The organism is Methanoregula boonei 6A8, assembly GCF_000017625.1.
In the GTDB taxonomy this organism is placed as follows: domain Archaea; phylum Halobacteriota; class Methanomicrobia; order Methanomicrobiales; family Methanospirillaceae; genus Methanoregula; species Methanoregula boonei.
Genome location: NC_009712.1, coordinates 319365 through 341632, shown reverse-complemented (window position 1 = coordinate 341632; position 22268 = coordinate 319365). Strand labels below are relative to the sequence as shown.

The following is a 22268-nucleotide window of genomic DNA, read 5'->3' as shown; positions in this document are numbered from 1 at the left end:
AAAGAATGGCAGGACCGATAAAGATTCCTGATGATCTTTTACATCGACAACTCAAGGGTGATTGGGCAATGATCAGACCCCGCAATCTGCGGATGAGAATCTGATTCACCGGGATGATACAACATTTCTGATTCTGTAATTGAATCCTTCAGCCCAGCACTTACAAAGAAATAATCCAAACGCCAACCGAGATTCAATTCCCGGGAATTATTCTGATATGGCCACCGACTGTACCGAACGAGATTGGGGTGTTTATAACGAAATGCATCAACAAAACCCAATCTTTCTAATTCATTCAATTTTTCTCGCTCTTCCGGATAAATACCGACTATGAGTGGTGTCGTTTTTGCGTTGACAAGATCCTTATCCTTATGAGCGATATTGAAATCCCCACAAATAATGACATTTTTCTTTTGGCTCAACAGTTCCTTTACAAACCCGAGAAGTGTATCATAGAACTCAAGTTTGTGAGAGAGCGTATCCGGCGTATCCGGTTTTCCAGCTCCAAGAGGGAAATAAATATTGAGAAGCGTGAACCGGTCATATTCTGCGATGAGGATTCTCCCTTCTTTATCGAACTTCGTTCCTCCAAAATTATCGCTGATTTGCCTGCACTCGATCTTTGAAAGTATACCAACACCGGCAAAACTTCCCTTCTGAACCTCGGAAAAATGGGAATAATATTTTTTGTCGGACCTGATCTCTTGCGGAATATCTAACTCCGGCGTTTTTGTTTCCTGTAGGCAGAGTATGTCAAAATCCACTTGTAATAATTTTATGAACTGTCCAGCTTTGCATCGGGCCCTGAGGCCGTCAACATTCCATGATATTAATTTCAGTTTTTCCATTCTCTGTCGATTGTTTCTGCCGGAATGAAAATTTTGTTATTTTGTTAAGTTGAAACACGCTATCCGGCCCCAAGCCCACCCCCCTTTCCTCACATCCCCCCCCAAAATCTCCCCGTAAAACCGTCCGATCCCCTCCCCCGAAAATCCCGCATCAATTCAAGCCCCATTCGTCAAAATACGCCCAATTTGAGCCCCATATAATCCCCTTTAGCGGGCCATGGAAGCCCCAAAAACGGCCTCTTTTTCCGGGATCGGACATAAACCCATCCGGCCCCGGTTTCGGCCCGCAAAACGCGTTTATGAGAACGTTTTATTTCGTCCGATTGCAAAAATACGGCTTATTTAGGCTTGGATTGAAACGGAGCCCGATACGGGCTCCGATGATATCCCAAAAAAGGGTCATCCGGGCTCAATCTGGGCCCGGATGGGATGAGGTCGGCAAAGAGACCTGCGGGAAAACAGCAGGATCGGGAGGATGTCCGAAGAGGGTAGGGTCCCCGGAGAAGAAGGCGGATGTTACAGGCGGGCCTTGAGGGAAAACGATTATCCTCTTCTCTCACCAAAAACACACTAACGAGACTCTGGCAGTGGCCGGGATCGTAAGGCCGGAGATCTGTGGAGGAGTGTGGGAAATGAAGATTTACATGGATGTCTGCTGCCTGTGCAGGCCGTTTGATGACCAGACGATGGGGCGTATCCGTCTGGAAGTAACCGCAGTCCAGGAGATCATCCGTCGATGCGCATCGAGAGAATATATTCTGGTCACAAGTGAAGCGATAACAGAAGAGATCTCAAAAATCCCGGATATCTGGAAACGGCTTCGCGTGGAGAAGATTGTATCCGTTGCAATAGAACAGGTACTCATTGACGAGGATATTATAGCCCGTATGCATGAAATCATCGCAATGGGTGGAGGTGCGATGGACTCACTCCATATTGCCTGCGCAGAACGTGCCGGAGCAGTCCTTCTCACTACAGATGACGGTATGATAACATTTTTTAAGATGCATCAGAACATACAGGTACACATAGGAAACCCGGTTACCTGGTTAAAGGAGGAAAACAAATGAGCGCCAGAACATTGCATCAGATCCAGCAGGAAGGACTCGACGTGCTGGTCGAAAAACTTGGTCCTGACGATGCGATCCGTTTCCTCCAGATCTATGAAACAGGCAGCGGTGACTGGACAAAAGACCGGAAAAAGATCCTTGAAAAAGATCCGGATAGAATTATCAAAAGCATCATGGCGCGAAGAAAAAAAGTCCCGGCTCCATGAATACAAACTCCTTTTTTCCCCAGCTTGCGTGGTACGAGGTGGTGACGGGAAATGAAAGTAAAGACACTCCATGAGATTCACGATGAAGGAATGAACGCTCTCTTAAGAACACTCGGGTCCCGGTGCACCAGCACCTTCCGGCTCCATCCGTTCTGGAGGGTCTGCCTGATGTACCACTCACGCCCCCTATCCTAATTCCTCTCCCCCAAAATCTCCCCGTAAAACCCTCCTTTCCGGCCCCCCCTGGAAAATATCCATTTTAATCGCCCCATTCGCCAAAATACGCCAAATTTGAGCCCCATAGAATGCCCATTAGCGGGCCATGGAAGCCCCAAAAACGGCCTCTTTTTCCGGGATCGGACATAAACCCCATCCGGCCCCGGTTTCGGCCCGCAAAACGCGTTTATGAGAACGTTTTATTTCGTCCGATTGCAAAAATACGGCTCATTTGGGCTCTGATTAAAACGGAGCCCGATACGGGCTCCGAGGGTATCCCAAAAAAGGGTCATCCGGGCTCAATCTGGGCCCGGATGGGATGAGGTCGTTGAGGGTATGGGAGGGCCGGACCGGGATTCCTGGAGGATATGGGTGCGGTGCATGAGTACTGATCGGGTAAAACTGTCCCCGGAAAAAAGGGATCACAGGGATGAACCACAATGGTAAGAACCGGTACATGCCTACAGGAAATGAGATATGGACGTCCTTGCCCTGCTCCGGGAACACGAACCGGAAATAAAAAAGCGGTTCGGGGTTGCAACCATCGGCATCTTCGGCTCTTTTGTACGCGGAGAGGAGCGGCCCGAAAGCGACGTGGATGTGCTTGTCACCTTCCGGAAAGGGGAAGAGACGTTCGACAACTATATGGACTGCAAGTTCTACCTCGAAGACCTCTTTTCGCGCAAGGTAGATCTCGTCATGAAGGGTGCGATTAAAAAACGGCTCAGGCCCTACATCCTCGGCGAGGTTGTCTATGCATAGGACAGCCCTTCGGCTCCTCGATGATATCCATGAATCAACAGAAAAAATTGAGAAATATATCCACGGGATCAGTTTTGATGAATTCACGTCCGGTGAGATGAGGAAGGACGCCGTTATCCGGAATTTAAAAGATCATTGGAGAAGCGATCAAGAACCTGCCGGCGGGGCTTAAAGAAAAATACCCGAAGACCGACTGGAAAAAGATCGCCGGTTTCCGCGATGTTCTCACCCATGCCTATTTCGGGATCAAACCCACGATCCTGTGGGATAACGCCACGAACAAATTACCCCTCCTCAAAAAAGAGATCCGGCAGATCTTCAAAAACGAAGAATCGCGAAAGTAACCGGGATCGATAAAGATTCGGATCACCTCCCGGGGCCTATCACCCGGTCCCCACTCAATCATATCTGCACCCTCCCCCTTTTCCCGATGCCTTAATATACCTCCCATACCAACACTACCATGTATCTTACAATGCAAGATACTGTGCAACACAACTGAGAACACCGGCCGGTGACCGGGCGCAAAGGGGAATCATAACGGGGATGCCATGAATATCCAGTTCAAAAAAGGAGTGCTCGGGATCTGCGTGCTCTGTGTGCTTGCAAAAAAAGACTGTTACGGGTACGAGCTCGTGGACGAGATCTCAAAAAAGATCGACATCGCAGAAGGCACCATCTACCCGCTGCTCCACCGCCTGAAAGATGAAGGCCTGGTAACCACCTACCTGCAGGAATCCGGTGAAGGCCCCCCACGGAAATATTACCGGCTGACCGACGCGGGAAGGACAAAAGAACACGAACAGCGCGATGAATGGGTCCACTTTGCTGAATCCGTCAATGCGCTCCTTGAGGAGAGATCACATGGTGACAACTGAAAAAGAATACCTGGACACGCTCAGGGACCGGCTTACCGGGTATCTCACCGGTGAGGACCTCGATGAAATCCTGGAAGAATATGCCGGGCATTTTGCCATCGGGAAATCCCGGGGCCGGACCGAAGAGGAACTCTGCCGGGCGCTGGGCTCGCCAGAAGATGTTGCAAAAGAGATCCGGGCCGCGTACCTGATCCATAAGGCAGAGCAGACCAAGAGCGCCGGCACGATCTGGCGGGCAACCCGGGCAACGACTCACATTCACGGCCTTAACTTCGTTGCCGTGCTCGTGCCGTTTATCCTCTTTGCCGTGGTCTTTGGCCTGGTCTTTATCGCCGGCCTTGCACTGATCTGCGGAGGAGCAGTCCTGCTCCTTTTGGCACTCATCAAACTGCTGGGACTTTCGCTCACTCTTCCCTGGCACCTCTCCCCGGCACCGGGGGTTCTTACCTCCCTTGGGCTCTTTATTGCCGGTATCATCGTCGTGGTCCTGGACATATGGCTGGCACATTTCTTCGGCCGCCTGACCATCCGGCACCTCAGGAATAAACTCCCGGCAAAAAAAGATGCAGGATTCTTTTCGCCGCAGCAGGCAATCCCCCAAACTATTGCGATTGGCAGGGACGGTGCATCGGCACTCGACCTCCAGGTGCACCTCAGTGCCGGCCAGCTCACCCTCGGAGAAGGTGCCGGGGACCCGGTCCTGATGAACCTGACTGCCGGCAACGGGAGCAGCACGGGCCCCCTGGCGTATTCCGCCTCTATGGACGGCACAACAAAAAAAGTCTGGATCTGGAACCGCCACGGTTGTTTCTGGTGGTCCGGACACGACTGGCCCGCAAACGAACCGGCGTACACCTGGGATATCCGGGTAAGCCGGGATGTCCCGGTCGCGATTGACGCAAAAAACCACGCCGGCCGTACCCGTCTTGCCCTTGGGGAGCTCAACCTCTCTTCCCTGACCGTCAAAAACAGCGTCGGCGAGACACAGATCGACCTTACCGGGTACCATGGCGGGGATTTCAACGCCACCATCAAAAACGGTGTGGGGGAGCTGACCCTGCGTATGCCAAAAGACGCTCACCTGAGTGTAGAGATCCACGGGGGCATCGGGGCCACGAATGTGCGGGGCTTTGTGGTAAACGGGAATGTCTATACCACCAGTTCGTCACGCCCGGACGCACCCCGGATCACGTGCCGGATCAAACAGGGAGTTGGCTCGATCACCGTAGAGGCGGTGTAATCACCATGAAGACGGTTATCTACTATTTCACCGGCACCGGAAACTCGCTTGCCGCGGCAAAAAAGATCGCAGCAGACCTTGGGGACTGCGAACTTGTTCCCATTGTATCGTTTAAGGATACCACTGAGGACATTGTCCCGCCGGCAGTACGTGTCGGGATTGTCTGCCCGGTGTATGACGCTGGCCTTCCCGTGATCGTTTGGGAATTTGCACAACGGCTCAGCCTCGCAGGCACCCGGTACGTCTTTGGCATCGTAACCCTGGGCGGGTCAGGAGGGACCGCTGCATTGCGGCAGCTCGACCAGAGCGTAAAACAACAAAACGGCCGCGGACTTTCTGCCGCATTTTCCGTACGGATGCCCGGCAATTTCCCGCCGGTAAGCCGGCCCCCGCAGGGGAAAAAGAAAGACGGGATCCTTGCCGGTGCAGATGCACAGCTAAAAGAGGCGGCCGGCCGGATAAAAAAAGGCGAACAGGTCCCGCCCGGATTCTCGCCGTTTGCGTGGCTCATGCACGCTGCCACCTACCGGTTTTTTTCCGGGTCGGTCCATGCCGGGGACAAGGACTTTTCTGTCTCTTGCGCCTGCACCTCCTGCGGTACCTGTGCAAAAGTCTGCCCGGTGGGAAATATCAGAATGGAACAGGGCAGGCCGGCCTGGCAGCACCATTGCGAGTTCTGCTGTGCCTGTCTCCATTTCTGCCCGGTCGAGGCGATCGATCTCCACAGCATGCGGGGCACAAAAGGACGGGGACGGTACCGCCACCCGGCCGTAACGCTGGAAGACATGAAGGTCCAGGCAGGAAGATAAGGGCACCGTTCCCTTTTCTTTTGTCTCCCCACAACTCTTATCTCCCCGCTCCGCAACCACCCTTATTGATCGCATATGCCCGGCCATTCCCCGCCAGCCGCGGATAGTAAAGAGAGCATCATTGTCGTCTCGGATGTCCATCTCGGGGGAAACATCGGATCCCATCACGACAAATTCTGTGATTTCCTTGCCTGGATCACCACGTTCCCCCAAAAAATTCCTGCAGTCCCGTGCGATGAAAAGGAGGATGCCCGCCCCGCAACGCTGGACATCGCATTTGACCCGCTGACAAAACTGGTCCTGCTCGGGGACATCATCGACCTCTGGGATCCAAAAGACCAGGACCGGAAAAACGTTATCCTTGAATCAGTCAGGCCCCTGTCCCTTCTCCATGCCCTGCCCTGCGACAAGGTCTATGTCACCGGGAACCACGACGCCGATCTCTGGGAGATGGTAAAAGACGATGCTTCCCCGGACAAACGGAGTTTTCCCTGGAAAGACGGATACGATTTTTCGATCTACCCCCGCCATTACCCGCCCTCGGAAAAAACCGCAGCAAAAGTAAACCGGGGCGTCCCGGTAAACCGGACGCATTACACCTTCCTCCACGGCCACCAGTTCGACGGCGAGCAGGTCACCTATGTCATCAGCGAGATCCTAAAGGAGCCCTTTGATCCCATCGACACTCTCATGGACCTGGCCAACATGTCCGTAAGTAAAATCTTCCGGATCCCCGCAGATATCCTGGTGTTCTGCCTGTGGGTCCTCTCGCTTGTCCTGGTGACCTGGACGGTCCCGTACGATGCCGTGGTAAAAAATGCCTTTGTGCTCGTGCTCTCCCTTGCAGTCGCCGTCCCGCTCCTCTTGAAATTTCCCGCGGCACAAGCGGTGCTCGGGGAGAGAAAACCCAAAGTGTGGGAACGGGCCCTCATCGGGGGATTGTTCCTTGGTCCGTTTGTAGCGCTCGTCATCTATGGTGCGGCCTTTGCCGCAGGGCCGGGCATCCTTCCCGCACCGGCATCCTTCCTCCTCCCGGCCTATGCGGTAATCCTTACCCTCTTTGCCCTTATTATCGTTGTACCCCGGCTCATCGGCTGTGCACAGCGGAAAGTGTACGGCCTTTTTGCATCCCGGGACAAAACCGTTGAAGACGTTCTCGATGACGGGTTTGTGGACGAACGCGACACCATCAGGGCCGAAGTGATCGTATTCGGGCATACCCACCGGGCCGGGTACGCAAAAAAGACCTTTGCACCCCCGGGCAATCCCGCACAGGAACGGTCGCCGGAAAAACTCTTTGTCAATACCGGGTGCTGGGCAGACACGGGCGACACCCGGCCGGTCGATACCTTTGTGTACATCAACCGGACCGGGCTGTACCTGCTGGAATGGAAAGGGCCCGGAAAAATAAACTGCCTTTTCCATGCTCCCCACGAACGGCTGCATACCTTTGCACCATGAGGGGGTGCCGGGGGAGGGGCACACGTTTTCATTGCAGATCACGGGCCATAACCCGTTTGATCATCTCCATTGCTTCCTGGATGATGTCCCGGGCATCCTCCCGCTCGATCCGGTAGAGTTTCTGCAAGGGACCAAGGGCCCGGGGATCCCCGAGCAGGCCCAGTGCATACGCAGCTTTTTGCCGGACCCGTGCATCGTCATCCCACAAGGTATCGATCAGCGGATCCACGGCACGGGGATCTCCCAGCCGTCCCAGTGCTTCTGCTGCATTCCACCGCATCCCCTCATTGTCATCCGAGAGCCGTTCGATTAAGCCTTCAAGGGTACTGGACATGGTACATCACCGTTTACCCGGCCATGGGTTGTTCCTGTTTTTCGCGCCCCATGTAAAAAATGTCCCGCTCAGTTTCCCCGCCCGGTTCACGCCCCGGAGTACCAAAAAACGTATCATCGACCCTGCCTGAGGATAAACTCCGTCATCGGGTTAGATTCCTCAAAAAAAACGGGGATTTCCCTGAGAAGAAGGGAGATCCACAGGGATTCGGGAAAGATACACCGGGCTCCCGAACAGCCCCCGCAAATCCCGGTAAAGATCCACAGGACCGCCTGCGTTGTGAGTCCTGCACGAAAAAATTATGGGGTGGATGTATGATGGACAGGGAGAAACAGGTTATTTTGGGACATGTTCCGGCGGGGTGGTCATACCGGCCCCTGCCTTTGGATGGTCCTTCTTATACTCGCCCTTGTGTGACGGACGTACTGACGATTTTACGTGTTTTGCCGGGGAGGAGATCACTTTTGGTGCCACCGCAGACGGGTGCGCACTCATACCCGGCCCGGATTTTTTGGATGCGGTTTCCTGCAGTTTTGTATCGGTCATCTTTGTATCGTGTGTCGTAGTATTCGGCATAAGTATTCAACTCCTTTCATAACTCAAATGCTGATATGAGGATTTTTTAAAGGCTTTTTTAGGAAATAACCATCCTGACAGCCGGTTTTGCGTGTTATTTCATACCAGACAAAGGGAATACATGGCTTGTGAGTATAGAGACCTGCCTGTTGTTTACAAAATCTGCTTCTCATTTTCCTTTTTTTATCCATTCTTTCCGGAAACGGGGCGGGAGGGATGCGGTGCAGGAAGTGTTACAGGAGAGAACGGCAGGATGAGAGAACGGGGTGGTGGCGGACAGGAATTTAAAAAAAATAATCCAAAAACCGATCCTCATCACGGATTCACCGGGATCCGGTCCCGGTGGCCACCGTTCCCGCAGGTATCCGATCGGCCATATCCCCGCTTCCTCAATCCGTATCTTTATGGGATCGGGAGGGTGATTGACCAGCATGCCACTCAAAGAGCAGATCCTGGAAGTGATTAGCGGCCCTCATCCCACCGCTGTTGCAACGCTGGACGGCAAACACCCGGTAGTCCGGTTCATGGTGCTTGCCGGTTTTCCCGACATGACGTTTGTCGGGGCAACCATGAAGTCCTCAAAGAAAGTCGGGCAGCTCAAAAAAAGCCATGACACGGCCCTTGCTATCTGGTCGGGAAAGGAATTCTCCGATCCCTACGTGGAGATCAAGGCAAAAGGCGAAATTCACGAAGATGTTGCCACAAAAAAGAAGTACTGGAACCCCATGTTCGAACAGTTCTTCAAAACCCCCGAGAATCCCGATTTCGTGGTGCTCGTCTTTACCGCAAGCGAGATCACGTATCACGGGAAGAACATGTCAAGCGTGGACGTCTGGAAACGCTAAAAACAGAAACGTTCCTATTTTTTAAAAACCCTATCCTTTTGCCTCGCCCTTACCGGGGGATGGGGTATTTTTCTTGTGGCAGAATGCCCGAACGATCCCGTCGGGCTTAAATCGTAAATCATTTTTTGGGCCTGGCAGCAGCATACGGACTTTTTTTGCGGGGACAGGCCTCCTTTTTACCGGCAGTTTTTTCTCCGCAGGCAGGGGGAGCTGCACGGGATATAAAGGTATATCAATAGAGTTCGCGAAAAATACTATAGATTTTTACCAAAGAGGCCTGATGTACCGAATCCTCTATGTTGACGATGAACCCGGACTCCTTGAGATAGCAAAGCTCTTCCTGGAGAGGTCAGGAGAATTTGATGTCACGACCATGACATCCGTCGGGGAGGCCGTAAAATCTCCGGATGTACTCTTGTTTGATGTGATCGTATCGGATTACCAGATGCCGGGCATGGACGGGATCGCATTCTTAAAAACAATCCGGGAGAAAACAAAAGACCTCCCCTTCATCCTCTTTACCGGGAAAGGGAGGGAGGAGATCGTTGTTGAGGCAATCAATAACGGTGCCGATTTTTACATCCAGAAAGGCGGCGAGCCAAAGGTACAATTTGTTGAGCTCGCCCATAAAATCCGCCAGGCCATTCGCCGGAGAAAAGCAGAAAACGCCCTTGCTGAAAACCGGGATTATCTCAACCAGATATTTTCCTCGGTAAAAGCCGGCATTCTCGTGATAGACGCAGACACTCACCGGATCCTTGACGTCAATCCGACTGCCGCTGAATTGATGCACGATTCCCGGGAAAATATCATCGGGAAAGAATGTCACCGGTATGTCTGCCCCGCAGAAAGAGGAAAATGCCCGGCTACGGATCTCGGCCATCCTGTGGATAATTCCGAACGCGTCCTTATCACCTCGGATAAAAAGCAGGTGCCCATCATAAAATACGTCACCTCTGTCATGCTGTCGGGTAAGCCGGCCCTCCTTGAAACATTCATCGATAATTCCGAGAGAAAACAGAGCGAAGAAGCATTGCACCTGGCGTACGGGGCATTGCAGAAAGAAAGGAGGGAGTTACAGGCGGCCTATGAACAGATAGCAGCAGCCGAGGAAGAACTCCGGGGACAGTATGACGAACTTGCAAAAAGTAATGAGCACGTTCGCGAGAGCGAGGAAAAGTTCCGGACGCTCTTTGAGGGAGCAAACGCTGCCATCTTCATCATGGACCGCGGGAAATTCCTGGAGTGCAACCAGCGTACCCTGGAGATATTCGGGTGCTCCCGGGACCGGTTGATCGGGCATTCGCCCCGGGAATTTTCTCCCGAGTTCCAGCCGGATAAAAGACCGTCGGCAGAAAAGGCCGGCGAAATGATCGATGCTGCCATTTCCGGGAAACCGCAGGTTTTTGAATGGGTTCACCTGCGCTGCAACGGGACGCCATTCTTTGCCGAGGTAAGCCTGAACCGCTTTTCGTTCCAGGGACACTACTATTTACATGCAATTGTCCGCGATATCACGGAGCGCAAAGAGGCAGAAGAGAAGGTAAAGGAGAGCGACCGGATGATCCGGGCCGTCTTTGACTCCACCTTCCAGTTCACCGGCCTTCTCTCCCCGGAAGGAATCCTCCTTGATGCAAACCGCACTGCGCTCGAATTCGTCGGCCTGTCCTACCATGAGGTTGTCGGCCGCCCGTTCTGGGAAACCCCGTGGTGGCAGGGAGATGAAAAAAGAGTGCAGCAGCTCCGGCAGGCTGTCCGCGATGCAGCCGGAGGGAAGTTTGTACGGTACGAAGCAGGGTTCGAGAGTGTTTCCGGCGCCTGGATCGTGACCGATTTTTCCCTCAAGCCGATCCTTTCTGCTGAGGGGAGCATCATCCGGCTCATTGCAGAGGCGCGTGATGTTTCCGGGCTCAGAAAGGCAGAGGGTGCATACCGGGAGGCTAACGGGAAACTCAGTATCCTTGCCAGTGTCACCAGCCATGATATCAATAACCAGCTCACGGCACTCGATGGATTCCTGGAGCTTGCAAAAGCAGAGGGGGAAAACCCAAAAACCACAGGGGAGTACCTGCAAAAGGCACAAAAAGCTGTTGAGCGGATCCGGTACCAGGTCGGGTTTTTGAGGGAGTACGAGAGCCTCGGGAGTCATACAGCCACCTGGCAGGACGTATTGGCCTGTGCCCGGTCGTCCGCCCGGGAGCTTGACTTTTCCGGGATCAGCCTGGAGGTTTCCAGGGTTTCCGGCCTTGAGATCTACGCCGATTCCCTGTTCCCAAAAGTGTTTTTTAACCTCTTTGACAATGCCCTGCGGTACCGGGGTACAAAGATGACGCGTATTACCCTTTCAGCCGAAAAGTCTGAAAATGCCCTGCTGATCGTCTGCGAGGATGACGGTGATGGCGTGGCTGCTGACGAGAAGGAGAAGATCTTTGAACGGGGTTTTGGGAAGAATACTGGCCTTGGGCTCTTTTTGGTCCGGGATATCCTCTCTCTCAACGGCATCACAATCAGAGAGACCGGAATGCCGGGAAAAGGCGCACGCTTCGAGATCCTTGTGCCGCCCGGGGGATGGCGGAAGCAGCGGGCAGGATCATAAAAAAAGTACCGGGCCGGCAAATCCGGTGTTACGCTGTAGCTCTTTTTTTTAGGAATGGGAGCGGTTACCAAGGAAAGGCCCTGATGTGGAGAAGCCGCATGCAGGGCAGGGACTTCTCAGGCTCCTACTCCCCGCCGCTGAACCGGTATGCCCCTTTTGGCACGATGATCTCAAAACGTGCCCCTTTCCCCGGCTCGCCGGTCTCGCGGATCGTAATCCCGGTAATATGGAGAATGGCGGCAGACAAAAACAGGCCAAGGCCGGTATTTTTGCCAAAACCCTGCAGGAAGATTTTTTCTTTATCTTCTGCCGGTATTCCTTCGCCATCGTCTTCGCACACGATCCGGTAATCGTTACCGGATCCCTCAAGAGAGAACCGGATAAAGGTAATCTTTCCCCCGTACCGGGCTGCATTATCCATCAAGTTGTAAAACACCCTGACAATGAGCGGGTCGGCAAACACCTCCGTCCCGGGGGGGAGATCGTTTTTTACCGGGACCTGCCCTGAATGGACCTGTTGTGCGGCAGTATCGACAAGGGTGCGGCAGTCCTGCCAGGCCGGGGCACGGATGCCGATATCCTCGTATTCCTTGGTGAACTGGATGATCGAGGCAATACGCCGGGCAGCAGCAGACATCTTCTCAAAATGTTCAAGGAAGGGAGAGTCGGGCTCCTTCTTTTTCATGAATGCCAGGCGGCCTTCAAGGATAGTGAGCTGGTTCCTGATATCATGACGGGTAATCCCCGAAAGAAGTTTGAGTTTCATGTTTGCCGAAGCGAGCGCCTCTTCAGTCTTCCTGCGTTCAGTTATATCGCGTGCAATCCCCATGATTGCAGGCGAGCCCTGGTACATGACCATGTCCACAACAAATTCACAGGTCCGCGACGTGCCGTCTTTGGTCAGGAGCCGGGCGGTAAACTCATGGGGTGGCGGATTGCCGGCCAACCGGTCCCGGTTATTCCGGATAAGGATCTCCCGGTCATCGGGGTGCACGAGGTCCCAGAGCCGGATGGTTAAGAGTTCTTCATGGGAGTACCCGGTAAGAACGGAGGCCTGCCGGTTTACAAAGAGGAGCCGATCGGACTGGTGGATGTAGATCGCATCCCTGCTGTCTTCAACAACAAGCCGGTATTTTTCTTCACTCTCCCTGAGGGCAGCAATCGCAGATTCCCGCTCTTTCTGGTGATCCAGCGTTGCGAGCGCAAAGGCGATATCGGCAACCAGATCGTTTGTCAGGGAGATGATCTGGTCGTTGAAAAACCCGAGTTCTGACGCATAGAGCACCAGGACCCCGGGGTTGTTGGATCCACGGCCGAACGGGAATGCAGCACAGGTGTTGTAACCCCGTTTCAGGGCTTCCTTCCGCCATGGTTCCATGCAGGGATCGCTTACAATATCGTTACAAATACAATTTTTCCCTTCCCGGTACGCTTTCCCTGTGGGCCCGCATCCGCGTGTTGAATCATCCAGGGCTACCCTGACGATCTCAAGGTAACCTTCAACCTGCCCGGCGGAGGCTACCGGTCTGATTATCCCCTCTCCGGGATCAGGAATGCCGATCCAGGCCATGCGGAATCCTCCGGTTTCCACCAGGATCCTGCAGACCTCCGATAAGAATTCACTCTTTGTGCGAAGCTGGACAATTGCCCGGTCAATCGCGGAAATAACCAGGTACAGCCGGTTTAAGGACTGTATTTTTTCAGCATTACTGCGATGTTCTATCGCAAGGAGAACCTTGTGGGTCAGTTCCGCAAACTGCGCTGTCGGATCCCCGCCTTTCTGGAGATAGAAATCGGCCCCTTCATTTAAGGCCTGGATGACAACCTCTTCCCGCCCCCTCCCGGTAAAAAGGATAAACGGGATAGTATCCCCCAAAGCCCGGACATTTTTTAAAAAATCGATGCCGTCCATCCCGGGCATCTGGTAATCCGAGACAATGGCATCATAGGTCTTTACCTTCATTGCGGCAAGCGCCTCGGGAGCAGAAGGCAGAATGTCAACGGAAAACTGCCCGCTCTGCTCAAGGAAAAGTTTGCTTATCTCAAGCAGATCGGGTTCATCATCGACATAAAGGACGGTATACATGATTATGGGTCAATGGCACTAGGACACTGTCTGGGAGTCCCTATTTATATATTTGAGGAAATGACCCGGTGCCGGTCTGCCCCGGTGGCCGGGCGGGTGCCTGCCCGGGTCACAAATCCGGCAACAATGCCGCAGGTGACAGGAGGAATGACCGGGAACAGGGGATAATCCCGGCATTACCGGGTCTTCCCTGCATTTACCGGCAGCACCTTGTCAGGAGATCCGGCTGGTACCTGCAAAAAGCAGCAGGGAAAAAGATCAACCCATCATACCGTGGGAAAGTCGTTCCTGCATAAGATGAATCAGGTCATTGAGGTCCCTGCACTGGTTGAGTGCTTCTGTGCCCACAAGGACCGCGATATCTGCTCCGCTCTGGATAAGTACCACCGGGAATGTGGTGTGCAGGTCGTGGAACTCCCAGGAGAACTCGTTCCGGTCAAGGAGCCTTGACGGGATTTTGAGATCTTTTAAGAAACGTTTCCACTCTTCCTTCATTCCCCCCGGTGTGGTGGTGATCGCATTGAGGGGACAAGCCGGGGTTACCGGCGCAGACGCCGTGCCTGCACAATAATCCATGAAGGATTTTAACACGCCGTTGTTGGTATTATAGATAAAAAGAAGGGTTTTTGACTCAGCCATAATCGGTTTCTCTCTTTTTTTGGTTATCCTCCGGATTCGCTGTGTTTTGTGGGATCCGGATTATACTTTTCCTGCCTTCGGGCTTTTCGTGCCCGGCTATCGTGCATCTCCGAAATTTTCGGCGATGTGACCCTTGTTATGACTTTACGAACGTAATATCTGAATACTGCTGACTCGTCCGCCATTTCATCTCCCTGCTGGTGCATGTCATTGCCTTTTTTAGTTGAACCATTCCGGTCACTGCTACGGGAGCGCTGCCGGGACTCCGGCCGCCTCCCTGGTTTTCATCGGGAGTTATTCCGGCGGCAAGGATGGCACCATGTACATGGGTTTTTATGAGGATCTCCGGGTCCCGGAACCTCTGTGCCATGTGGTCTGGTTACCAAAACCTGCGTGGCGGGCGCCAGACCAGCTGCCCTGATGGCCCGGGATGCCGGTAGTATTTCCATGCCACGCGGTCCTGTTGCCGGTCTGGCCCGTAGCATTCGTCGTGGGGTGTGCCGCGTGGTACGCCGCCATCCACTGCAGGGCTGCGTTTGTATTACCGGAAGCAAGATCTGCCTGTACCTGGCTCACGTCAACACCGGTCTGCCCGAGTTTTGTGACAAACGACTGGATCCGGCCGGTCGTCCTTGTGCTGTTGAACGCATGCTGGCGGGAACCGGTTGCCCGGGTGCCCGGGTTATCCTTGTGGTAGGCGGAAAGCCACTGCATTGCTGCACTGACATTGCCTGCTGAAAGATCGGCCTGTGCCGGGCTTACATCCACTCCCTGTGCGGTGAGGTTTGCAAGTACTGCCTGGAGCCGTGTGGTCGCCTGTGTTGTGTTGAACGCGTGGTGACCGGCAAAGCCGCCTGTCCATCCCCCCGTCAGGGAGGTTGTGGCGGGAGTCGCGCTTGCCGGGCCCATGACAAGCCCCATCACCGATACGGCGATTGCAATGAGGGCAACTGCCCGGTAACTTATGGTAGGTAATTTCATCCTGTATCATCCCCTGGGATAGGGTTCTCGTGCGGGAACCTGTGTCCCCGCATGTTGTAAAGTATATGTTACATTTTGTATTATATACTTTATGTTAACGGCAGCGGGAAATACTCGGGGAGGGGCAGGGCGGGTTATGGGATGACGGCAGGGTTGCCGGTGCAGGATTCGGGTACCGGTACATCCTGCCTGAACCGTAATCCCGGGGAGTCTTGAGGAGGGCGAGATCAGGGAACGCCGGGAATTCCCCCAAGGGCAGAGGTGGGGGGAGGATCACGGGGGTGGGAGGATAAACCCGGCGTCCCCGGGATTACTCAGGATATGACAGATTTTTTTCGGAAGGAGTTGTTCATTTTTTGGATTTCGCAAGATGCGGGAAAATTGCTGCAAACGCACCAATGCCTGCGGTTACTATCCCGATCAGTGCGGCAAGAATGGTCGGATTACTCAGCAGGTCCCCGGATGAGGTCGTCGTTGTCTGCACCGGGACCGTTGTTGCCGGGACACTCGTCACGGCCGGTGACAGGCTTGCCGATGGGGATGACACTGAAGCACTTAATGGCGGGAGCGTCCCGAAAACATCGGTTACCTGATCGGGAATGACATACACGGTTCCCTCGTAGTCATAGTAACCGCTCAGGGTCAGCCGGATGATATGGTTTCCCGAGGAGATGCCGGTTACATTCCGCGGAGTGGACCCGTAGAGGACTCCGTCAATGAGGATGTCTGCCCCCAGGGGAGACGAGGCCACGCTCAGGTTACCGGTCGACGGGGCACCCGTATTTCCTGTGGGTACTGCGGCAGTCTCCGTGGGAACGGTGGTATTCGTTGCTACCGGCACGGCAGTTGCATTTGCAAAAACCGGGGTTGCGGTCGTATTTACCGGGTATGCAGGAATCGTTGTTACGATTGTTGCCGGGGTGGCCGTTATAGTCGTTATGTTTGTTCCATTGGCACCGTCCGCGAATACGGGAGTCACCATCAGGAGTACTAGCTGGAATACAATAAGCGGCACACAGATCTTTTTCACAATTAAGATCTCCTCTGATCTTTTTTTTACTTCATGATCCCCGGGAACACCGATCTCCCCCGTGCAACAGGGTTGCTTTTGCCGGGGGACTTACAGAAGAGCGGTTTTCCTGTCGGGGAGGGTTGTTTTTCCTTTTTTGCGGATATTACCTGCCAGGGGCGGGACCGCCTCCTTGCCTAAAGATATGAGACAGGGACAGCCCGGGCATATCCGTTCCGATGAAATCGTCCCGGACATGCCCTCTTCTTTTTCCTTCTTTTATGTCGATTGCGGGCAGGAATTGCCGTCAGGTTATTTCTTTACGATTGAGGAAAGGACCTGGTCCATAATTGCCTCGCTGCGGTTTTTCAGCCCGAATCCCACAATAATTGCGATTGCGGCGCCAAGGCCGATACCAATACCCCATGCAATCGGCGTAACAAACGTGTAGATGATGGTGAGATCAAGCTGCAGCTGGGAGAGAGCAAGTACTGCCGTTACAAAATACAAAAATACGCGGACCAGGACAAGGACCGGTGTGATGAACTGGACATTCTTCTGGGCGTAGTAGCGGTTGAGGAAATCGATAAACGCGTCGATAAGCAGGAAACCTACAACGAAGATGATCACGAATGCAACAATGTGCGGGATGTACTCAACAATCATCATCATCAGTTGGCTGAGATAATCCAGGTTCAGGATATTTACCGCCGCAAGGATGGCAACCAGGTATACTACGATGCGGACCGCAACATCTCCGATATATCCGACGGTAACCCCGGCATTCTTGAACGATCCGCGGATCGATACCACATCGGCGCCTTCTTCCACGATATGCTGTTCGCTGATCTTGTCAAGGACAATCCGTACTGCCCTGCCAAGAAGGCGGCCAACGATCCAGCCGATAAGCAGAACAACGAGTGCACCCACAATGCCGGGAACATACGTAATCACAGTACTGTTCCATTGATCTAACAGACTACCAAATACAGGGTTCATGTAACTTTCCTCATTTGCGATACGTATTACAAAAAGATATTAAATCTTTATCCATATAATTATTTCTCTTATTTACGATACATATCGATGATTATCAACAATTATAAATTCTAATGATACAAAGAGGGACTTTACAGACAGTGGATACGGACATGGTGCACCCCAACGGACAGGACCTTCACCTGATAAAGAGCATTCTCAAGCAGAGCCCGGAAGGGATGAGCGTCTCAGAAATTGCACGGGCCCTCCGGAAAAACAAAAATACCACCGGCCGTTACCTTGATATCCTTCTGATCTCCGGCCAGGTGGATATGCGGACTTATGGTATGGCCAAGGTCTATACCCTCTCCCAGCGAGTCCCACTCTCGGCCATGCTCAGTTATTCAAAGGACCTGATCGTGGTCCTTGACCGGGAATCCCGCATCGTCCAGATCAACGATAATTTCCTTACCCTCCTGCGTCTCACGCGAAAAGAAATCATCGGAAAGGACTTTGCCTCAATCACCTCTACCGATATTGATCTCCATAATCTTCTTACTCCGCCCCCCTCCACCCGCTCTGAAGAAACGGAGCGGATCGTGTCCACCCGGCTTGGAACAAAAGAACGCATCTTCAAGCAGAAATCTATTCCCACGGTTTTCGACGACGGAGCCCGGGGGATCACGGTCATACTTTCTGACACTACTGAGGAGATCCTGCAGGAACGGGAGATCCAGATCCGGGAGGAACGGTTCCGGATGATGGCAGAGAATATCCAGGATGCGCTGTTTATCGTCGAGAATGAAAAATGTACTTTTGCGAACCGGCGGTTGGCCGAGATCACCGGATATACGTTTGAGGAATTGTGGGACATGGACCCCATGAAAATCATCGTGCCGGAGGATCGAAAAAAAATAGAACCACTCGTAGATATCCGGGAGAAGTCCGTACTTGGACCGGTGGAATTCCAGTGCAGGATCCAGAGGAAAGACGGTGTGAACCGGCAGATGTATATCCGGATTAGCAGCTTGAACCGCGGAGAGGCACAGTATCATTTTGTCATTTTGACAGATGTCACCGACCTCCTCTCAAAAGATATGGCACTTGCAAGGAGCGAGCAACGGTTCCGGATGATGGCAGAGAATGTCCAGGATGCCCTCCTTATCATAGAATCCGGCCGGATCACCTACGCAAACCGGAGGGCCTGCGAAATCTCAGGATATTCGGCGGAGGAGATGTACAGCCTGCATTCGAGAGAGATCATACCTCTGGAGGCGCGGAGGGTTATGGGTGAAACCTACAAAAAATCCCTCGCGCCCGGAGAGCCCGCGATAAAATTCCAGAGCTGGATCCTCTGCAAAAACGGGGAGAAGCGGTGCATATACGGGCAGATGAATTCGGTGCGCCACAGCGATGCAATAAGTACGTACATTACGCTGACTGATGTAACGGCCTTTGCAGAACACGAGCAGGACCTTATGGACCGGATAGCCGGACTCGAACAGGGAGGGGGTTGCATATCTCCTCCCCATCCTGACGCGGCACCAGGATTTCCGGGACAGAAATAACCGGGGTTTGAAAAAGGAGTGAGACCCGCCGATGATTCACCTCCTGTATGGGGATGACGATCAGGATATCTGTACGATCATTGCCACGTTCTGCGAACGGATCGGGGCGTTTTCCGTGAAGAGCCTTAACTCAGGGGAAGCTGCCCTTGACTGGCTGAGAACGGCGTCGCCCGATGTCATTGTCTCTGATTACAGTATGCCCGGGGGGATGAACGGGATGAGGTTCCTTGAGGAACTGCGTTCCCGTGGCAATACAACCCCGTTTATTTTCTTCTCTGCAACAGAGGACCTGGAGGTAAAAAAAGAGGCTTACCGGGAAGGCGCATTCAGTTTTATCTGCAAGACCCCCTCAGGGAAAATCCCAATCTACCAGCTCATCAGGGCCGTCGGCTGGGCGGTGGCCCGTACATCCCCGGAACCGGGGAAAAGACAAAACCCGGGAAAAAAAGTGGTACATGAAACACCAGACCCATGAATCTCCGGGGATACCGGCAGCAGTGAAGAAAATGAAGTTTGCAAAAAATCCTGACAGAGATGGAAATGGCTAAAACGCGTGCATTTCGTTTGCCCTCTCATCCACCTTCACAGGTCTTACATTTTCTTTTAAGATACATGCTGAAAAAACGACGATCCCGGGGAGGGATACGGCAATCTTCAGTCCGGATCCCGGGGGTGAATTTTCATGGTACAGATCCCGGTTCGGGCAAGAGGTCCGCCGGGGATAATTTATTTCCGGGAGGGCAAGATCTGCCACCGGGTACTTTCACACTTCCCGCCCTTACGTCTTAATAGTCCGATGTTCGATTATGTTTCACAAAATCCCGCCATAAGACAATAAATGGCGGAATAACAAAAGCCCGGATCGTGAAACACGATTATAAATACCGGGGAGATTTGCAAGAAAACCGGGATCATCCGGCGACCGGCGCGACGCCGGGAAATGCCCCGGCATAAATTCCCCTTTTGTACAGGATCCCATCTACCCTTGAGCCTGCAGGGTATCCGGCGGGACTGATGTCCCCGTTCTCCTCCATTCTTCTCTATATAAAAACGCTTATTGTTACAAACAGCCTTTTTTCTAAATACATCCAGGGTGCCGGGCAGCAGCCATGATCCGGGTGAAAAAAAACATAAGGGAAAACCTTTCCCGGGTCCGGGAGATGTACCGGAAATAAATCCCGTTCCCGGGCCGGGCAGATCCGGACCCGTATTAAAAAAATTCCCCCGGAAAAAAAAGGTGTACGATGTCCGAGCCAATCCGCGTCCTGCTGGTTGATGATGAATCCGCTCTTCTTGAGGTCAGTGCGCTCTTTTTGGAAAGCTCCGGGGATATCACGGTAAAAACCGTTCTTGGCGCTCCCGAGGCAATGCAGCTGCTTGAACGGGAACGCTTCGATGTCATTGTCTCCGACTACCAGATGCCGGTCATGGACGGCATCGAGTTTCTTACCGAAGTGCGCAGGCACTTTGGGCAGATCCCCTTTATCCTGTTTACCGGGCGCGGAAGAGAAGAGATCGTCATCCTCGCCATTGACCGGGGCGCAGACTCGTATGTCCAGAAAGGCGGGGAGACAAAATCGCAGTTTGCCGAGCTGGCCCACAAGATCCGGATGGCGGTAAAAAGACGGGTGGCCGAATCGCAGACCGCAGAATCCAAGGAGTTTCTCAAAAACGTGATCGCCGACGCAAAAGAAGGGATCATCGTGTATGACCGGGACCTCAGGATCATGCTCTGGAACCGGTTCATGGAAGATCTCACCGGCCTTCCGGCAGCAGAAGTCCTCGGGAAAAACACGCTTGAACTCTTTCCTTTCCACACTGAGAACGGAAACGACATCCTCATGAAACAGGCGCTTACCGGCATCACCACAGAGACACAGGACTTTGCGTTTGTGATCCCGTCAACAGGGAAACGGGGCTGGGTAAAGAGTGTCTTTTCGCCCAACTACGATCTTTCCGGCGCAATCAAAGGGGTGATCGGGATTGTCCGGGATGTCACCGAAAGAAAACAGGCAGAGGTGGCATTGCAGGAAAGCGAGGAGCGGTACCGGAAGATATTCGAGAACAGTCCCCTTGGCATGATCCTGCTCACCCCCGACCTGCGGTTTTTCCGGGTCAACCCGGCATTGGCAGCCATGACCGGATATTCAGAAGAGGAACTGCCGGGTATGTCCTTTGCAGATATCACGCACCCGGACCATCTCACCAGTGACCGGCAGAGCCTTGAGGATCTCACTGCAGGAAAGATCCCGGCCTACACAACAGAAAAACGCTATATCCGCAAAGACGGCAGCGTCATGTGGGGGTCGGTGAGGGTCACAAGCATCCTTGACGACCATGCCGCCCTGAAATATTACGCGGCCCAGATCGAGGATATCACTGAGAGGAGGCTGACCGCCGAGGCGCTCCGCACAACAAACAAGAAACTCAACCTTCTCTCGGGCATCACCCGGCACGACATAGCAAACCAGCTCCTTGTCATGAGTGCTTATGTTTCTCTCCTCAATGACCAGCAGCCGGATCCCGCAGCCGGGGAATACCTCGGGAAGATGGACCGCTCCCTCACCCGCATGAACGACATGATCGGGTTTTCCCGGGAATATGAAAAGGTCGGGGTCGCAGCGCCGGTCTGGCAGAACTGCCATTCCCTTGTCGATATCGCCGCAAAACAGATCCTGATGGGAGACACGATTGTAAAAAACGATCTTCCCCCCCATTGCGAGGTGTTTGCCGATCCCCTCATCTTCAGGGTCTTTTGCAACCTCATCGACAACGCAATGCGGCACGGGAAAACGATCACCACGCTGCGTTTTTCTGTTGCCGACCGTGCGGGAAGCCGGGTAATTGTCTGCGAGGATGACGGCGTAGGGGTCCCGGCAGAGGAAAAAGAGGTTATCTTCGAACAGGGATTTGGGAAGAATACCGGCATGGGCCTCTTTCTTTCCCGGGAAATCCTTGACATCACCGGTATTACCATAAAAGAGACCGGGGAACCCGGCCGGGGAGCGCGGTTCGAGATTATCCTGCCGCCGGGCGCATTCCGGGCAGCGACAATTCCTCACGCCGTGTGAGCGTGCGGACAGGTGTCCATTCCCGGGCACGAGGCATACCCGGCCGGTTCCATTACCTTCATCAGTCACCTTTACCTATTGATCGTTTATTGCCC

General features: G+C 53.3%; 23 protein-coding genes. 15 read left to right on the top strand and 8 right to left on the bottom strand.

Features of this window, described 5'->3' with window-relative positions; genetic code table 11:
* Positions 1-38: 38 nt before the first annotated feature.
* Complete coding sequence (locus MBOO_RS01785; protein ID WP_011991358.1) at positions 39-848, bottom strand: exodeoxyribonuclease III; 810 nt, start codon at positions 846-848, stop codon at positions 39-41.
* A gap of 632 nt (positions 849-1480) precedes the next feature.
* Between MBOO_RS01785 and MBOO_RS01780 the strand changes: the two genes are divergently transcribed.
* From MBOO_RS01780 to MBOO_RS01745, 10 genes are all read left to right on the top strand, one after another.
* Positions 1481-1918 carry a PIN domain-containing protein gene (locus MBOO_RS01780; RefSeq protein ID WP_011991357.1) on the top strand — a complete coding sequence of 146 codons (438 nt, stop codon included), beginning with the start codon at positions 1481-1483 and terminating at the stop codon, positions 1916-1918.
* Positions 1915-2124 (top strand): hypothetical protein, encoded by a 210-nt coding sequence (locus tag MBOO_RS01775; RefSeq protein WP_048068204.1) that lies wholly within the window; start codon positions 1915-1917, stop codon positions 2122-2124. Before MBOO_RS01780 ends, MBOO_RS01775 begins: the two co-directional genes overlap by 4 nt.
* A 51-nt stretch (positions 2125-2175) precedes the next feature.
* Positions 2176-2319: a hypothetical protein gene (locus MBOO_RS13735; RefSeq protein ID WP_157677560.1), complete on the top strand. Its 144-nt coding sequence runs from the start codon at positions 2176-2178 to the stop codon at positions 2317-2319.
* A gap of 498 nt (positions 2320-2817) precedes the next feature.
* Entirely contained in the window at positions 2818-3102 is a 285-nt protein-coding gene (locus tag MBOO_RS01770) for a nucleotidyltransferase family protein (protein ID WP_011991356.1), read from the top strand.
* The gene (locus tag MBOO_RS14215) at positions 3095-3274 is read left to right on the top strand and encodes a HepT-like ribonuclease domain-containing protein (RefSeq protein WP_332306246.1); all 180 of its coding nucleotides are present in this window, start codon (positions 3095-3097) and stop codon (positions 3272-3274) included. The genes MBOO_RS01770 and MBOO_RS14215 overlap by 8 nt, the downstream gene beginning before the upstream one ends.
* A complete protein-coding gene (locus MBOO_RS14115) occupies positions 3234-3446 on the top strand; it encodes a HepT-like ribonuclease domain-containing protein (protein WP_332306254.1) in 213 nt (70 codons plus the stop codon). Before MBOO_RS14215 ends, MBOO_RS14115 begins: the two co-directional genes overlap by 41 nt.
* A 207-nt stretch (positions 3447-3653) precedes the next feature.
* Entirely contained in the window at positions 3654-3980 is a 327-nt protein-coding gene (locus tag MBOO_RS01760) for a PadR family transcriptional regulator (protein ID WP_011991355.1), read from the top strand.
* Positions 3967-5220 carry a DUF1700 domain-containing protein gene (locus MBOO_RS12925; protein ID WP_011991354.1) on the top strand — a complete coding sequence of 418 codons (1254 nt, stop codon included), beginning with the start codon at positions 3967-3969 and terminating at the stop codon, positions 5218-5220. Before MBOO_RS01760 ends, MBOO_RS12925 begins: the two co-directional genes overlap by 14 nt.
* A 5-nt stretch (positions 5221-5225) precedes the next feature.
* Positions 5226-6029, top strand: coding sequence for an EFR1 family ferrodoxin (locus MBOO_RS01750; RefSeq protein WP_011991353.1), 804 nt, complete (start codon positions 5226-5228; stop codon positions 6027-6029).
* 75 nt (positions 6030-6104) lie between these two features.
* Positions 6105-7490 carry a UDP-2,3-diacylglucosamine diphosphatase gene (locus tag MBOO_RS01745; RefSeq protein WP_011991352.1) on the top strand — a complete coding sequence of 462 codons (1386 nt, stop codon included), beginning with the start codon at positions 6105-6107 and terminating at the stop codon, positions 7488-7490.
* 28 nt (positions 7491-7518) lie between these two features.
* Here the strand turns inward: MBOO_RS01745 and MBOO_RS01740 are convergent, their stop codons facing one another.
* Both MBOO_RS01740 and MBOO_RS01735 read right to left on the bottom strand, forming a co-directional pair.
* Complete coding sequence (locus MBOO_RS01740; RefSeq protein ID WP_011991351.1) at positions 7519-7824, bottom strand: HEAT repeat domain-containing protein; 306 nt, start codon at positions 7822-7824, stop codon at positions 7519-7521.
* 336 nt (positions 7825-8160) lie between these two features.
* The gene (locus MBOO_RS01735; protein WP_011991350.1) at positions 8161-8400 is read right to left on the bottom strand and encodes a hypothetical protein; all 240 of its coding nucleotides are present in this window, start codon (positions 8398-8400) and stop codon (positions 8161-8163) included.
* A gap of 431 nt (positions 8401-8831) precedes the next feature.
* On the opposite strand from MBOO_RS01735, the gene MBOO_RS01725 reads away from it, so the two are divergent.
* Positions 8832-9245 (top strand): pyridoxamine 5'-phosphate oxidase family protein, encoded by a 414-nt coding sequence (locus tag MBOO_RS01725; RefSeq protein WP_011991349.1) that lies wholly within the window; start codon positions 8832-8834, stop codon positions 9243-9245.
* A 280-nt stretch (positions 9246-9525) separates the two neighbouring features.
* Positions 9526-11841, top strand: a complete 2316-nt coding sequence (locus tag MBOO_RS12920) for a PAS domain S-box protein (protein ID WP_011991348.1) — start codon at positions 9526-9528, stop codon at positions 11839-11841.
* Positions 11842-11965: 124 nt separating this feature from the next.
* On the opposite strand, the gene MBOO_RS12915 is transcribed toward MBOO_RS12920, so the two are convergent.
* From MBOO_RS12915 to MBOO_RS01690, 5 genes are all read right to left on the bottom strand, one after another.
* Positions 11966-13927, bottom strand: coding sequence for a PAS domain S-box protein (locus tag MBOO_RS12915; protein WP_011991347.1), 1962 nt, complete (start codon positions 13925-13927; stop codon positions 11966-11968).
* 258 nt (positions 13928-14185) lie between these two features.
* Entirely contained in the window at positions 14186-14566 is a 381-nt protein-coding gene (locus tag MBOO_RS01710) for a hypothetical protein (RefSeq protein ID WP_011991346.1), read from the bottom strand.
* Positions 14567-14899: 333 nt separating this feature from the next.
* The gene (locus MBOO_RS01700) at positions 14900-15547 is read right to left on the bottom strand and encodes a hypothetical protein (protein ID WP_011991345.1); all 648 of its coding nucleotides are present in this window, start codon (positions 15545-15547) and stop codon (positions 14900-14902) included.
* A gap of 349 nt (positions 15548-15896) precedes the next feature.
* Complete coding sequence (locus tag MBOO_RS01695; protein WP_011991344.1) at positions 15897-16577, bottom strand: PEGA domain-containing protein; 681 nt, start codon at positions 16575-16577, stop codon at positions 15897-15899.
* Positions 16578-16868: 291 nt separating this feature from the next.
* Entirely contained in the window at positions 16869-17555 is a 687-nt protein-coding gene (locus MBOO_RS01690; protein WP_011991343.1) for a mechanosensitive ion channel family protein, read from the bottom strand.
* A gap of 152 nt (positions 17556-17707) precedes the next feature.
* Between MBOO_RS01690 and MBOO_RS01685 the strand changes: the two genes are divergently transcribed.
* The 3 genes from MBOO_RS01685 (at position 17708) to MBOO_RS12910 (ending at position 22173) form a co-directional block, all read left to right on the top strand.
* Positions 17708-19102, top strand: coding sequence for a PAS domain-containing protein (locus tag MBOO_RS01685; protein ID WP_157677558.1), 1395 nt, complete (start codon positions 17708-17710; stop codon positions 19100-19102).
* Between the two features lie 31 nt (positions 19103-19133).
* The gene (locus MBOO_RS01680; RefSeq protein ID WP_011991341.1) at positions 19134-19577 is read left to right on the top strand and encodes a response regulator; all 444 of its coding nucleotides are present in this window, start codon (positions 19134-19136) and stop codon (positions 19575-19577) included.
* Between the two features lie 769 nt (positions 19578-20346).
* Positions 20347-22173, top strand: a complete 1827-nt coding sequence (locus tag MBOO_RS12910) for a hybrid sensor histidine kinase/response regulator (protein ID WP_011991340.1) — start codon at positions 20347-20349, stop codon at positions 22171-22173.
* The last annotated feature ends 95 nt before the right edge of the window (positions 22174-22268 follow it).